The sequence below is a fragment of the Mucilaginibacter rubeus genome, from assembly GCF_003286415.2.
In the GTDB taxonomy this organism is placed as follows: domain Bacteria; phylum Bacteroidota; class Bacteroidia; order Sphingobacteriales; family Sphingobacteriaceae; genus Mucilaginibacter; species Mucilaginibacter rubeus_A.
On the sequence record NZ_CP043450.1, the window covers coordinates 5,426,518 to 5,443,673 of the forward strand.

Sequence of the window (17,156 nt, forward strand, 5' to 3'; positions counted from 1 at the left end):
GTTAGCTGATCCTTGATAAGTTATGCCAGACTTAGGTTAGTTAAGCGTGGCTTCGATAGGTGCCAGGTCGGCAGTTAACAAATACTCTGAGCTTACGAAACTTTTTTGTATATCGATATAAGCAGCAGTAGCCCTGATGGTTGGCTTTATAAAAAAGTCCTTCAGCGGAACTTTAACATCAAGCGCCTCAAATGCTTCGGTTACAAATGACATGGCATTTAACGAGTGCCCGCCTATATGGAAAAAGCTTGTTTCCACCCCTATTTCACCCTCGTTGATACCAAGCAGGCCGGCCCAGATTTTTACAAGTACAGCCTCCGTTAAAGTTTCGGGCCCTTTGTAAACATGCAGCGTTGCAAATTCCGGATCGGGCAGGGCATGTGTATCAATTTTACCACTGGCATTGCGCTGTACCGCGTTCAGGTGGATAAAGAACGACGGGATCATATAATCCGGCAGCGACGTAGTAAGGTGAGCTTTCAGATCTTCGGCAGGTATTTCGGCACCGGCAACATAATAAGCAATCAGGTAGTTATCCTGTTTGTATTGTTTGGCTGTTACTATAACATCGGTAATATCCTTATGTAAAGCCAGGCTTGTTTCTATCTCACCCGGTTCAATACGAATACCCCTTATCTTAATCTGCTTATCTTTTCGGCCTAAAAACTCAATGCTGCCATCTTCTCTCCACTTACCAACATCGCCGGTTTTGTACATGCGATTGCCGGTAACAGGGTTTTGCACAAACTTTTGATTTGTTAACAATTCGTCTTGCAGGTAACCTATGGCCAGGCCTTCTCCGGATACGCAAATCTCTCCCTGTAAACCTACAGGCACCAGGTTGTTATACTCGTCTAAAATTAAAACCTGTTTATTTCGGATAGGTTTACCAATAACCTGGGCATCGTCAGGGTTACTTATTTTATGATAAGTAACACAAACCGTTGTTTCAGACGGGCCATAGGTGTTGTACACCGGGCAAACATCCATCAAATTACTTATATATGCTGGTTTAAGTACATCGCCGCCGCTAATGATGGCCCGCAGACCTTTTAAATAAGTCGCCTTGCGGTTTAACTCATTCAGTATTAATGGTGTTGTGCTTAGTATTGTGGCCTGCTCATCCCGTATCAATTCGGCCAGGTCACCTATGCTGAAGTTATTTTCAATCAGCATAACTACACATGCGCCGTTGGTAAGTGCCGGAAAAATCTCCTCAATGGAGGTATCAAAAGTAAAGGCCGACATCTGGATAACCCTGTCATGAGGACCAACCTCAAAATACTCGCTAAAGGTGCCGGTATAATCGGCGAGCGCACTATGACTAATCATAACTCCTTTAGGCACGCCGGTACTTCCGGAGGTAAATATCACGTATGCAAGATCATCTAAACTGATATTCTTTTCAGGATTAGCTACAGACATGTGCTCAAACTCGGTTGCCGAAGCAAGGTTAATGATGTTTACACCGGCATGCGCTGTTGCATCAAATGCCGAATTAATGATCATTGTTTTTGCATCGCACTCTTTCAATATAAACCTTAATCTGTCGGCAGGGCACTTTTCAGGATCGATGCAAACAAACGCCGAACCTGATTTTAAAACTGCCAGCATAGCAATCACCATTTCGGCCGACCTATTCAGATACAATGCCACAATATTGTTTTTTGAGGCAGATGTATTGGCAAGCAGGTAATTGGCCAATTTATTAGCCCGTTCCTGTAATACCTTATAGGTGAGCGACTGTACACCAAACTGTAATGCAATTGCAGCCGGCGTTTTTTCAACCTGTAGGTCAAACCTGTTAACAACATTATCAAAGTCGTTAACTAATGGTTGTTGCGTATTAAAGTTGTTAACTATTTGTAATTCTTCCGCCTCTGAGGCAAGTGTTATTCCGGCAATCCGGATATCATGCTTGCTTGTGATTTGAGTGATGATATTTTTGTACCAGGCAGCATAACGGTCAATAGTGTCTTCTTTAAACAGTTTGGTACAGTATTCAAAGTTTAAGGTAATAACGTCGCCAATTTCTTTAGCGGTAAGTGTAAGATCAAATTTCGACGATACGTTTTCCCAGTTTATGGTTGTAAAATTTAAACCGGGGATGCTTACAGGCGCAGGTTCAAAATTATGCAGCATGAATACCACATTAAACAAGGCGTTTTGGCTCATATCTCTTTGTACATCGCCAAAATCAAGTGTCATGCTAAAATCAAAGCCCTGGTTTTCAAAGCACTCCAATGTTTGCTTTTTTACTTTTTTCAAAAACTCATTGTATTGAAGCGATGCCTGCGGTTTGTTACGCAACGGTAGCGAGGATAAAAACATCCCCAGCATCTGCTGCAGGTCGTCATGATTACGGCCACCGGTTGTTGTTCCTACTACAATATCATCCTGCCCTGTTATTTTACTTAAAAGGATGTAATATGCCGACAGTAAAACCATGAACAGGGTTGTCCCCTGCTTTTCGGCCAGTGCTTTTACCGTTTTGGTTTCATCAGGGCTCAGGTTAAAGTCAACTGTTTTGCCTTCATGGCTCCTGATCAGCGGGCGGTTATAATCGGTAGGTAGATTTAAAACCGGTATACCGCCGCTAAACTCGTTCTTCCAGAAGTTGCGTTGTTTCTCTTTAACTAACTGCTGATCGAGGCTATTTTGCCAATCGGCAAAGTCTTTATATTGCAAACGGAGTTCGGGCAATGCCTCTTCATTATACAAGTTTGCAAAATCCCTTATCATGATGCCACTTGATATACCATCAAATACAATATGGTGGATATCAACCATCAGGTAATGTTCGTTTTCATTAACTTCAACAAGTCCGGCTCTGATCAATGGTGGTTTGGTGAGGTCAAATGGTTTTATCATGCCTATAAGAAACTGCTGGGTTTCTTCGTAGCTATTGGCCTTGAATATTTGTACTTCAAACTTAATGTCCTTATGAACTATCTGCACAGGTTCCTTGTCAATCAAAACAAACCCTGTTCTGAAAACCTCATGCCTTGCAATAAGGGTTTCTATCACCTTAATGAGTTTGGCTTTATCCAGGCTACCTTCCATTTTAACAACTCTTGGCATGTTGTATGCAAGAAACTCGGTATCGTACTCATTTAAAAAGTAAAGGCTTTTTTGCACCGGCGTAGTAGCATAATAAGGCTTTTCGGGCGCGCGCTCAATGGCAACATAACTGGTTTTATCTGTGTTATCTATAACCTTGGCCAGCGTATGTATGGTATCATGTATAAAGGCTTGCTGTAATGATAATTTCACCTGCAAACGTTTCACTATTTTGCTGATCATTGTCATAGCCCTGAGGGAGTTTCCGCCAAGCTCGAAGAAGCTTTGATGGATACCGATAACCCCGGCATCAAGCTTCAGCACTTCGCCCCATAACGATACCAGCATCTGCTCTGTTTCTGTTTCTGCTTCCGCATAATCCCCCGATCGGCTGATCTCCGGTGCTGGCAAAGCTTTCCGGTTCAGCTTCCCGTTCATCGTTACAGGCCAGGCTGTTAATTGTACAAAATAACCCGGTACCATGTACTCCGGCACTTTCGATCCCAGGTGCTTCCGCAGTTCTTCTGCTCCTATTTCTTCCGGCGCTACATAATATGCCACCAGTACCTGATCGCCCGATTGTTCCTTTACCATAACCACACTGTCTGTTACGCCTGCATGGTTCGATAAATGTACCTGGATCTCTTCCAGTTCTATCCTTAGTCCGCGCAACTTTACCTGGCTGTCTATCCTGCCCAGGTATTCGATATTTCCATCATCCTGCCAGCGGGCCAGATCGCCCGTATGGTACAGCCTTTCCCCGACAACGTTTCCCTCCTGCCTGAATTTCTTCTCCGTCAGTTCCGCATTGTTCAGATAACCCCGCGCTACACCTACTCCTGCTATGCACAGTTCTCCGGCTACGCCTATAGGGCAGATATTCCCGTATTGGTCCAGGATATACAGCCTGATATTGTCTATCGGTTTGCCGATAGGGATGGACTGCGGCACTCCTTTGCTGTAGTCGCATTCGTAATATGATACGTCTACCGTGGCTTCTGTCGGACCGTAAAGGTTGATCAGCCTCGTGCCGTAAAGGTTGCCGATCTGTTTGCCGAACTGCTCGGCATGGCCGTATTGAAGCGCCTCACCACTCGTGAACACCTGTCTCAGGCTCCTGAGTTTATGTTCTTCTTTTTTGCTTTCTTCCTCTTCTGCCTGTACCTGCAGGAAGTGGCTCAGCATCGATGGCACGAAGTGCATCGTGCTTACCTGTTCCCTGCCAATCACTTCCTGAAGCACGGTTGCTTCTTTCTCTTCTCCCGGTTGCAGCACCACCAGCGAGGCGCCTGTCAGCCCCCACCAGAACAGTTCCCATACCGATACATCAAACACCACCGGTGTTTTTTGCAACAGCACATCTTTTTCTGTTAGCGGGTATGCCGACTGCATCCACATCAGCCTGTTCACTACCGAATGGTGCTCGATCATGACACCTTTCGGTTTCCCTGTCGAGCCTGAAGTATAGATCACATACGCCAGGTCGCTCCCTTTGATCCTGGCCGGGTATTATTATTTTGACTGATCTTGCTTTGGATAAGTTCCTCTTCGCTGTCCAGGTCGATATAATCTGCTTTGTCTTTGAGCTCTGCCCGGATATATTTCCCCCGGCTGATCACCTGCCTGATCCCTGAATCTTCCAGTATCGTGGCGATCCTGTCTACAGGGTAGTTCGGGTCCATCGGTACATACGCGCAGCCTGCCTTCAAGATCCCGTATATCGCCGGGATCAGCTGCGCTTCCCTTTCCAGCAGCAGGCCGATCAGGTCACCCTGCTTCGCTCCTCTTTCTTCTGCCAGGTACCGTGCGTATGCGTCCGACAGTTCATCCAGTTCCCGGTAACTTAATATTTCGTTCCCGTATTTTACTGCCCTGGCTTCCGGCTGTTGCCTGGCCTGCTCCCTGAACAGGTCCATCACATTTCCTTCTTCCGGATAGTTTTTTGTGGTTTGATTAAACGTTTCCCTGATCGTGTTTTCTTCCGCTAATGATAAGAGTTTGATGTTCCCGATCTCCTGCGACGGGTCATTCAGCACGCTGGCTATGATGTTTGTAAAATAGCCTGCATAGCGTTTGATGCTTTCCGCTTTAAACAGCGAGCTGGCATATTCCAGTGCAAAGCCCAATATCCCGTCTTTTTCCTGGCAGCTCAGCAGCAGGTCGAACTTCGAGATCGTATGCGCCTGTTCATAGCCGCTCAATTCTATCCCTGCTGCCGACAGCGTCCCGCTTGCATAGTTCTGGAACACGAACATCACATCAAACAGCGGGTTACGGCCCGTATCCCGTTCCAGTTTCAGGCTGTCTACCAGTTCTTCATACTGGTACCCCTGGTTACTGAACGCTTCAAGCGTGTTTTCCCTCGTACTTTCCAGGTATGCCTGAACGCTTTGGGTGCCCTTTACCTGGCTCCTTAACGCCAGTGTATTGACAAACATGCCCGCCATCTCTTCCAGTCCCGCATGTTCCCGGCCCCCGCTTGGCGTACCGGTCACAACATCTTCCTGGCCGCTCAGCCTGCTGAGCAGGATATTCCAGCAGCTCAGCAGTACCATGAATACGGTACTTCCTGTTGCTGCTGCCAGTGATGCTACTTGTTTTGTTTCTTCCGCGTTCAGCATAAATGAAACGGCGCTCCCCTGATGGTCTTTTACTACCGGGCGGGCATAGTCCTGCGGTAATTGCAACACCGGGATTTCGTCCGAAAACTGTTTTAACCACCATGCCTTTGCCTTTGCGCCATGGCTGCTCTGCTGCTGCCATTCCGCGTAATCTTTATATTGCAGTACCGGTTTTTCCAGTTCTTTCCCGCCGTAAAGCTCCATAAAATCCCGGATCAGGATCTCCTGCGAGATCCCGTCGGTAATGATATGGTGCATATCCAGCACCAGCAGTTCTTCGCCGGTATCTACCCTGATCAGCCCGGCACGCAACAGCCTGTCCCTGCCCAGGTCAAATGGCCTGATCTGACTGCTGATGCAGTTGTTCAGCTCTCCTGCCGTGCAGCTGTATGCCGCCATCCTGAATTCTTTGTATTCGCTCCCGATGATTTGTACTACCTGCTCGCCCAGACGCTCAAAGTTTGTCCGCAGGATATCGTGACGGTTCAGCAAGCCTTTGAATGCCTGTTCCAAGCGTGCCTGGTCTGCCTTGCCTTTTATCCTGAATACATTTGGCATATTGTAGGTCACCGAGCCTTTATCGAATTCCTGTAGCAGGTACATCCGTTTCTGGGCCGAGGATAACTTATAGTAAGGCCGGGTTCCTGCATGTGGGATCTGGTCGCCTTTTTTGCCTTGTACCCGCTCTGCAAGCAGCAATGCCTGCCCGCGCACGCTCGGTTCTCCAAAAATCTCTCTCAGCTCCAGCTCTGCTCCTGTTTGTTTCCGTACCTGGTTTACCAGGCTGACAGCTTTCAGCGAATTGCCCCCCAGTTCAAAGAAACTCCGTGTAGCACCGATCAGTTCCTGATCTATCCGCAGTACTTCTGCCCAGATCCCCGCAAGCTGTTCTTCCAGCGCACCCTCCGGCTTCGACTGGTTGGCTTCGGCCTTTACTTCCGGCTTAGGTAGCTGATCTGCCGCCAGTTTACCGTTCAGCGTCAGCGGGAAACTTTCCAGCTGTACATAGTAGGACGGTTGCATGTATTCCGGTAGCATCTGCTTGAGCTCCCGCCTGATCGTGTCTGCTTCGGCTGCGCCTGTGTAGTACGCCACCAAATAGTCTTCGCCCTTATCATGCCACAGCTTTACATGCGCTTCCTTTACTTCGCCCAGCTTCTCCATCGCTCCTGATACTTCCTCCAGCTCGATCCTGAAACCCCGCAACTGTACCTGCAGGTCTTTGCGGCCTTTTGTATAATAGCGTACCTTCGGGAGTGAATACTGCAAGGTCACCCGTTTTGTACATCAGCTCTCCCGGTTTAAACGGGTCGGCTATAAACTTATCTGCCGTAAGCGTTTCGTTGTTCAGGTAGCCCTTTGCAAGACCTTTGCCTGCTATATACAATTCACCAATCGCTCCGGTTACTACCGGTTGGTTATCTTTATCCAGTACATAGATCCTTACTCCCGCTCCCGGGATACCGATAGGTACAGAACCATAATGATCTGCTTTGTTATAACGGTGGATCATGCACCCTACCGTTGCTTCTGTAGGGCCGTACTCATTATATTGTGCTACACGGCCGTCAAACAGCTCATCTATGGCCTGCGCCAGATTGCTTTCCAGGTCTTCTCCTCCTATGATCAGCGTTTCCAATTTACTTGCCGCTAAATCTTCCCTGCTATAGTTGTCCCTAATCAGTTTCAGGTGCGAAGGCGTGAGCTTTAATACCGTCGACAGGTTATCTTTCAGAATCTTATCAATCTGCAGCCCGCTCTCTACCCCACCATACAATACAACGGTATTGCCTGATAACAGCGGTGTAAAAATAGAGGTGATCGTCAGGTCGAACGCGATGGATGAATACAGCGGGAATACTGCCGGTTTACCCTGCACATATTCTTTATCAGCCCAGCTTATATAATTATACAACGATGCATGGCTGATCATGACCCCTTTAGGCGTTCCGGTTGAACCTGAAGTGTAGATTACGTAGGCCAATCCTTCTGCTCTTGCTTCGTTGATGGCATCGGCAGGACTGTTTTGAACCTCATGCCATTTAATATCCAGGTTCAGTAGCAGGGTACTCCCTGCTGCTATCTTATCCGCGTAGGCTGATGAGCTTATGACCAACTGCATGCCCGAACCGGCTATCACCGAATTGACCCTCGTGGCAGGCCATTGTACTTCCATGGGCACAAATGCTGCACCGGCTTTCAGGATACCCAAAAGCACAGTGAGCAATCGTTCTTCGCGGTTTAATAGTACACCGATAACATCCCCGTTTTTTACACCTTCTTTGTCCCGAAGATAAGCTGCAAATCGGTTGGATGCCGCGTCGAGTTCGGCGTAACTGAGCGCATTACCGCTCAATAACTGTACACTATGCGCACTATATTTTAAAGCCGCCCCTGCAAAATGGCTGATCAATGTTGAGTTTCCGCTATCCATCGCAGGGACATCGTTAAACCTGTCCTGCTCTGTAATCGCCTCTGATGCTGTTTGCAAGCTAATGCCAGATAAAATATCTGATGGATGGCTTGCGCACAATTGCTCAAGCACATTTGTAAAATGCGCAGCGGCATTTTCTATAATATAAGGATGAATAGCAGTTGGCTTATACTTAAACTTCACCGTCATTTGCGCTGCCGGGATAATAGTGAGGGCAAGATCATAATGAGTTTGCTCAAAAAACTCCGAACCTGTGATCCTGAATACCCCATCGTTTGCCGGGGCTTTTTCAATCTGTTCAGAAACCGGGTAGTTCTCAAAAACCATTATATGGTTAAAAAGCTGCCTGTTTCCTGCTGCCCGGGTTTGTACATCCTGCAATGGGATATAATGGTGTGGCCCGCTATTACTCGCATCATTCCTGATCTGTTCGAGGATAGCTTTGATCGTAGCGTTTTTATCCGTTTTTATCCGTACGGGCAGCGTGTTAATGAATAAACCTATCATTTCATCGATGCCGTCAACTTCGGTTGGCCTTCCTGACACTACCAATCCAAAAACAGTATCGTTAGTGTTATTATATTTCGACAGCAAAATAGCCCAGGCCAGTTGCATTACATGGCTCACCGTGCCTCCATATCTGCTCGCCGTTTTATGTAGCTTACGGGTCAAATCTTCTGACAGGAACAGATCTTTGTGCAAGGCATCTGTTTTTCGATTTCCAGGTAGTTGAAACAGATCGGGCAGCCCCGTAGGCGATGTCAAATCTTTTAAATAATTGGCCCAGTAAGATATTGCCTGATTACGGTTTTGATTTTCATACCAGGCTATATACTCCGAATAGGGTTTTGCCCGTGGCAATTGTAATGTGTGGCCGCTAAGCAAACTTTCATACACGGCTAAAAACTCTTTTAATATAATGCCCATGCACCAGCCATCCATTAAAATATGATGATGACTTAATACCAGTATATGCTCATCGCTACCAGCGCTAATTACCTGGATGCGAATAAGCGGGCCATTTTCAAGGTCAAAGCCCTGCGCTCTGTCTGCTGCTAAAATATCGGCTATATCGTTTGATGCTAATTCATCGACATCGGAGAACAACACATTTAGCGGGCGTTGTTTAAAAACTACCTGAACGGGACGATTAAAATCCCGAACCCTGAAAACCGTACGTAAAACCGCGTGCCGTGAACATAAAAGCTGAAAAGTTTGATCCAGGTAAGCTTTATTCAACTTTCCGGAAAGGGAAACAGCAGCCTGTTCAAAATAAAACTGTTCACCGGGCTCAAGCAGGGCGTGAAATAACAAGCCTTCCTGCATTGGTGAAAGTGTATAAACATCCTCTATATCGTTCAGGGCGGGCAGCAGCTTTAACTCCTCCGCCGAAAGTTGTTTAAAAGAAAAGTCAGAAGCTGTAATTACCGGGTTTGTAACAGCATTGCAATGATTAATAATATCGACAAGGTACTTTTGATAGCTATTAAAAAATAGCTCCATCTTTTCTGCATCATATTGCGCGGTACTGAAAGTGAAGCTCATTTCAAGCTCTTCGTGCATGATCATACCTAAAAACTCCCACTCATAAAAGCGGGTTTCGGTTAACCCTATAGTTTGGTATGGCTCATTATTGTTTAATATAGAAAAATTCCTGCCTGAAATATCTGTATCAAACTGGCCTAAATAGTTAAAGCAAATATTTGTGCACAACTCTCTTGCGTTTGATTGAGCCTGGCGGTTAAGCAAGTAGCCATGTAAAAACTCAGGCGACTTTCTTAAGGCGTCTTTTACGTTTGTCACGGCATCGGCTATTGTGCCTTTGCCTATATTTAAATGAATAGGATAAAACGCGGTGAACCAACCCAGGGTACGGCTAATATTTATGCCCCGAATAGAATCTCTTCCATGGCTTTCAACATCAACAACAAGGCTATCTATATCAAACTCCCGGCTGCATGCTAATGCCAGAGCGGTCATTAAAATATCATTGATACCGGTGTTATAAGCAAAACCTGTTTGTTCTGTTAGCTGCCTGGTTAACTCTTTATTTAAGCTGAATTTAATTGTGCGGGCATCCTGTATACGGTTAGTTCCACCAGGATTATCCTTCACAGGCGCATTGAAATTCGAGTTGTTTAATTTATTCCAGAAGGCATCATCTTTTTCTGAATAATGCTCCTTCAGCTTTTCGGCCCAGGTGGTATAAGGGGTAGTTTTAGCAGGCAGTGCCAGCGGTGTGCCGGCCTTATATTGTAATAATAAGTTATCGATATCCTCAACCAAAATTCGCCATGAAACCCCATCAATCACAAGGTGATGGATAATGATTAACAGGCGGCTTTCATTTTCAAGTTGGAAAAGTACCAGCTTCATATTTTTCCCGGGTTGGATGTTCAAGTCATGTTGGGCTTTGCTTCCCAATTGCTGCATTGCACCCACGGCATCGGCATGACCGGTTAGCCAGTGTTCTTCTACATCGCATAAGACCGACTCAGAAGAGATTACCTGAGTGTATTTATTGTCATCCTCCAGAAACCGGGCCCGGAGTATATCATGATGATCTGATAGTTTATTAAAGATCAGCGCAACCTCAGCTGATGTAACACGGTCGTTAAACTTGATGCATACCGCCTGGTTAAAATGATTTTTATTGCGCAATCCGCTATCAAAGAACCATTGCTGAATGGGTGATACAGCTGCTGTTTCGGCAATATTATCCTGACTTGAAACTGTTGAGGTTATTGTAAGTTTTTTGGCAAGCTCTTTAATAGTAGGTGAAGTAAAAACATCTTTAACGCTTAGCTCATAACCGGCCGAGTGAAGCGCCGAACATACCTGGATTGATTTAATAGAATCACCACCTACAGAAAAGAAATTGGTATTGGTACCGATCTCATTTAAACCCAGTATTTTTTTCCATGTTTGAGCAAGTAATTCTTCTTCGGCATTGCAGGGCGTTGTGGTTTCTCCTGCAATTTCAAACACGGGATCAGGTAAACGCCTCTTCTCAATTTTACCAACACTGGTATACGGAAACGCTGCAAGGCAAACAAAAGCTGCAGGCAGCATATATTCGGGCAACCATCTGGAAAGCTCATCGCGGATCTCTTGCTCATCTAAGGTTTTTACACCGCGATAATAAGCTACCAAACATTGCTGTCCAACATGTGTGAAAGGTACAACCACCGCCTCTTCAACGCCCTTTATAGCTAATAACTGTTTTTCAATTTCACTGGTTTCAATGCGGTGTCCTCGTATTTTTACCTGATCGTCAATACGGCCTCGTAGTTCCAGGCTACCGTCAGATAACCAGCGACCAACATCGCCTGTTTTGTAAATGTTAACGTCCGGTATAAAGGGATGAGAAGCAAATTTTTGCTCGGTAAGTGCAGAGTTATTGATATAACCGTTAGCCACACCATTACCTGATATACATATTTCGCCCCAAACACCAATTGGTTTCATTTCATGATTTGGCCCAAGCACCCAAACCCTGGTATTGGCTATTGGCTGGCCAATGTTGGCATTTTCTGCAGGTTTTAATATTTTACTGTGTGTAGCCGCAATAGTAGCCTCGGTTGGCCCATATTCGTTTTGAATGTTAACCCATGGCAACACCGATGCGCTTTTGGCAAGCATTTTCATATTTGCCCTTTCGCCGGCAAGCACCACAAACCTCATATCCGGAACCTTTGTACCCGATTGTTCAATGCTATCTAAAATCTCGTTGTAAAAACTGGGCAGCACCGCAAAATTGGTGATGCGGTTACTTGTAATGAGATTTAATATCGACTTTATATTTAACCTGTTTTCATGAGGCACAGTTACCATCGCAGCTCCCGATAATAAAACCGGATAAAAATTTGCGCCAAAACCATCAAAATAATACGGTACCATTTGAAGGGTATGATCGGTTGCCGTACGCTGATGGTAATTTTTATTCCATAATACATAGTTAGCCAGATTTTTATGGCTGATACCAACACCCTTTGGCTGCCCTGTTGTGCCGGAAGTGTAAATGATGTATACCAGGTCATTGGTCGTGATGTTTGGTTGGCGGATTAATACGTTATTAGTCGTAACATCTTCCATATAAACAACGCTGCCATTATCAACAAGCTCGATAATAGCGTTTGCCATAGCTGCCAGCTCATTTGATGTAAGCAGTATGGCAACCTGGCTATCTTCTAAAATATAACTATTGCGTTCAATAGGATTTTGAGGTGATAACGGAACGAAGGTAAATCCGGCGTACAGCACGCCTAAAATAGCGACAGACACATCCAAACCCGGTTCAAAAAGCAGGCCTATACGATGGCCTTCGCCTGTTAATTTTGTTTGCAGAACATGAGCTGCCGCAGCTGCCTTTTGATCTAATTGCCTGTATGTAAGCTGCTGCCCAGCGTGAATAATTGCAGTATTATCCGGCCACTCCTGTACATTCTTTTTAAATAAGGAAACAATGGTTTCATCCGGATAAACAACATCTGTAACATTAAACACCTCAATTATCTGCCGCTTTTCATCAGCAGGAATATAATCTATAACACCAATGGCTAACTGGGGTTGCAACAATACCGTTTGCAGAATGTTAACCCAATAACCTGCAAACCGGGCAACGGTATCTGCCCTGAACAGATCGGCAGCAAATTCAAAAAAGCAATCAAGACCATCCTGTCCTGTTGTTACAGAAAGTATAAGATCAAAGGGTGTAAATTGATTATCTGCACTGTATGAATTAACCTGTAAACCATCCATAGTAACCTGCTCCATTTTAAAATCCTGGTAAGAAAACAAGATATTAAAAAGCGGATTGCGACCATTGTCCCTCACCAGGCCCAGATCTTCGATCATATTGTGATACGGATACAGCTGATTACTGAAGGCTGCAGCAGTGTTATCTTTTACAGCGGCAAGCAGCGCGCTAAAGCCCTCATTGTCATTTATTTTATTACGGAGTGCCAGCGTATTAACAAACATGCCCGCAACATTTTCCATACCCGGATAGTCCCTCCCGGTAAAAGGCGTACCTATTGTAATGTCTTCGGCCCCGCTTAGCTTTGCTATTAAGATATTAAACGTTGCCAGCAATACATTATATACCGTTGTCTTATGCTTCCCGGCAAATCTTTCCAGCTGACTTTTGATATGTTTATCTAACTCAAAACGATACTTCCCTGTCTTAAAATTATTAAATAAAGGCCTCTCAAAATCAGTCGGTAGTTCGATTGCCTCGGGTAGTTGTTCAAAGGCCTTTAACCAGTAGGATCTTTGTGTTTCGATCCTTTCTTTTTCATTCTGCTGCAGGTGCCAGGCGTAATCCTTAAAATGAAAAGTCAAAGCAGGCAGCGGCAAACCGTTGTACAGATTGCTAAAATCGCGGATGAATATTTCCTGCGATAAACCGTCGCTTATGATATGATGAATATCGAATAATAAGAGATGCTTATCGTGTGCCAGCTGTACCAAACCTATTCTGAAAGGAGGCTGTTCATTCAGGTTAAAAGGGCGGATAAAGGCATCAACAACAGTTGCTGTTTCGCCCTCACCGGCAGCAATATATTCAATGGAGACTTCGAAATCATCAATAATTTTTTGAAACGGCTTGCCATCAACCAATTCAAAAACGGTGCGTAAAACTTCGTGCCTTTTTACCAGTTGTGCAATGGCCTGGTTAAGTCGGTCGAAATTAATTGCACCATTAATTTCCGTAATCAAACAGCCATTATACGCAGTTGATTGTTTCTCAAACTCATATAAGAAATATAATCTTTCCTGCGCGGGTGAAAGTTGATAGTGACTTTGTAGAGCAACCGGCGTTAAGGTCACAAACCGGTTACCGGTTTCTTTTTTGTTTAACAAAGAGGCCAGTGCCCTGATATCGGCATATTCAAAAACTTCTTTAATTGTTATCCTGATATTTAACTGTCTGTAGATTTCGTTAACCATTGACATAGCTTTGAGCGAATGACCGCCCATATCAAAAAAGCTACGTGTAACGCTGATATTTTCGGGCTTAATGTTGAGTATACCAGCCCAGATAATAACCAATTTTTCTTCAACAGGAGTATTAGCGGCTTCAAGCGTATCGTTATCATCAATATTTGGTACGGGAAGCGCCTTCCTGTTTAATTTGCCGCTGATCAGCAATGGAAACTGTTCAAGAAAAACAAAATGCGCCGGAATCATATAAGCAGGCAGTTTGGTGCTTAAAAATCCTTTCAATTCGCTAAGGGCTACGGTTTCATGCGTTATACAGTAGGCAACCAGGTAATTATCACCATGATGCTGGCGACTTAACACCACACATTCTTTGATAGCTCCAAATGCCGATACCTGGTGTTCAATCTCGCCCAGTTCAATCCGGAGGCCCCTTATTTTTACCTGGTTATCAACCCTGCCTAAAAATTCGATATTACCGTCAGGCATCCAGCGGGCGAGGTCGCCGGTTTTATAGATGCGGCCATAAATGATATTATTTTTTTCGATGAACTTTTCGCTGGTAAGCTTTTCATTGTTGATATAACCTTTAGCCAACCCAACGCCGCCAATAAGCAATTCGCCAACCACACCCACAGGGGCAGGATACCCCCAGTTATCTAAAATATAAAGTTCAACATTAGCCAGGGGTTTGCCAATAGGCACTATGGCAGCCTCAGACGGCTCAAAAGTACATTCGTAGTCAGACACATCAAGCGTAGCCTCGGCCGGACCGTAAAGATTAATAAGCCTGGTGCCGTTACTATTTAGGGTTTCCCTGAATGCCGTTACATGTGCCGGTTGCAGGGCTTCGCCACAGGCAAAAACAATTTTTAAACTTTCGAGTGCGTAAAAGTCGGTTGCTGTATGTAAACTGGCCAGAAAAACCGCCAGCAACGATGGCACAAAATGAACTATAGTAACATTGCCCGCACTAATAGTATCCTTGATTATCTCCGGATCTTTCTCGCCGCCATGTGGCAGCACCGTTAAAGAGGCTCCCGCTATCGACCAGCAAAATATTTCCCAAACAGAAATATCAAATACGATGGGTGTTTTCAGCAGGAATACATCGTCAGCACCGGCGGGATATTTTTCCTGCATCCACCACAGGCGGTCAATTAATGATTTATGTTCGATCATTACCCCTTTTGGCCGACCTGTTGAGCCCGATGTATAAATCACATAAACCAGATCATCGCCACTTACGGGCACACATACAGGCTCATGTTCGTTTATCAGGTTAATGGCAACATCCAGATCAATTATGTTCTCGATGCTGTCCACTTGTTTGTTAAGATGCCTGCTCCGACTAACCAGGGCAACCATCTCCGAATCCTGAACAATGGAGTTAATACGATCTGCAGGAAAACTGGGATCTATTGGTACATAGGCAGCTCCTGCCTTCAGGATGCCATATATAACGGGGATCAGGTAATCTTCACGTTCAAGTAAAACACCTACAACATCGCCTTTATTAACCCCTCGTTCATTTTTCAAATACCCCGCAATACGGCCCGAAAGTTCATCCAATTGCCTGTACGTAAGCCTAAAACTCCCGCAAGTAACAGCGGTTTTATCCGGACAGATACCAACCTGCTTTTGAAAAGCGGTGATCACATCATCGGTTGGATAATCTTTTAATGTTTGGTTGAAGCCTTTAAGTATAGCGTTTTGCTCGTTAACGGTAAGGATGTTTAACGATGCCAGCGCATCATTTTTATGCTCGATGATATAATTTAAAACCTCGGTTAAGTGCCCGGCAAATAGCTGCGGGTTAAATGCTGTTATGTGCGATGGACTGAAAACAAACTCAAACTCGATATCTTCCTTAAAAAATACGTTGAGTACCAGCGGAAACTCGGTGCGCTCTGTTGCAGAATGCAGAGTAACCAAAGGCGCGGTGTTACCATTTATAACTGATAGATCAAGCGGGTAGTTCTCAATAACGATAATGGCATCAAACAAGTTTTCGGCCGGGTTAAGGTTAGCTATCTCTTTGATTTCGGCATACGAAGTGTGGGCATGCCTGTTGCGTTCAAGCAGCGACAGGTTGAGCTTTGCAATTACATTGGCTATACCCTCATTGCCGCTTTCATTTAAACGCAAGGGCAACGTGTTAATAAAATTACCCATTATGGTATCAACACCCTGTAAACCGCTTTCGCGCAGCGATAACACAGTGCCAACAACAACATCATTAGCATTTAAATATTTACGAAGCAAAAAGCCAAACGCGGCATAAATTATTGTTGCAGGTGTGGTACCACATGATACTGCAAAGGTTTTAAGCCGCTCTGTGCTAAACTTATGCACAATCCTGGTAGCCGCCGAAACACCATTTAATACATTATTCAACCCTGGCTGAAAAAGCGGCTTAGGTTCGTAATCCTGCAGATATTGGCTCCAGTACGAGGCGGAGTCCTCCTCATTTTTGGAGAATACCGCGTTTTGAATCTTAGCATATGATACATTAGGAACAGGTAATAACGCCACCCCGGCATTCAGGCGCTTATAGTTGCCAAATACTTCCTGCAACAATATACCGGTGCTCCAGCCATCATACAAAATATGATGGTGGGTAATAACAAGGATATGTTTGTCGGTACTTTGTTTAATTAAACTGAAACGAATGGGCAAATTGGTCAGGTCAAATTTCAGGCTGCGGTCATGTTCAAGAAACTGATCAAGCGCTGCTTCGGCGTCATTGTCATGAGTTGAAAAATCATGATACGCGTAGGGCAAAGCAGTATTATGTAATATTATCTGAATGGGCTTCCTAACCTCTTCCCACCTGAATACAGAGCGCAGCACCTCATGATTGCTTTGAAGCCTGTGCAACACCTGTTCAAGTACAACAGGTTCGAAACAGCCGGTAATGGCTACCGCTATCTGAACGTTGTAAAGAGAAGGATCATTATCTGTTAAAAATTGAAATAACATTCCCTGTTGAACCATATTTAGTTCAACAACAGATGCAACATTGCTTTTGTCGATTTTAGTGCTCATCAGTATTGTATTAAACAAAGAGGGGAGAAAGTAAGGTTGGTGTAACGGTT

At 44.8% G+C, this 17,156-nt stretch carries 3 protein-coding genes; all 3 read right to left on the reverse strand.

Going from position 1 to position 17,156, the window contains the following annotated elements; genetic code table 11:
* Positions 1-36: 36 nt before the first annotated feature.
* Genes DEO27_RS21630 through DEO27_RS31795 form a run of 3 tightly spaced genes read right to left on the reverse strand, consistent with a single transcriptional unit; the run spans position 37 to position 17,106 of the window.
* Complete coding sequence (locus tag DEO27_RS21630) at positions 37-4,533, reverse strand: non-ribosomal peptide synthetase (RefSeq protein ID WP_190295183.1); 4,497 nt, start codon at positions 4,531-4,533, stop codon at positions 37-39.
* Entirely contained in the window at positions 4,530-6,845 is a 2,316-nt protein-coding gene (locus DEO27_RS31900) for a condensation domain-containing protein (protein ID WP_317132988.1), read from the reverse strand. The genes DEO27_RS21630 and DEO27_RS31900 overlap by 4 nt, the downstream gene beginning before the upstream one ends.
* Positions 6,796-17,106, reverse strand: coding sequence for a non-ribosomal peptide synthetase (locus DEO27_RS31795; RefSeq protein ID WP_149301883.1), 10,311 nt, complete (start codon positions 17,104-17,106; stop codon positions 6,796-6,798). The genes DEO27_RS31900 and DEO27_RS31795 overlap by 50 nt, the downstream gene beginning before the upstream one ends.
* Positions 17,107-17,156 lie beyond the last annotated feature (50 nt).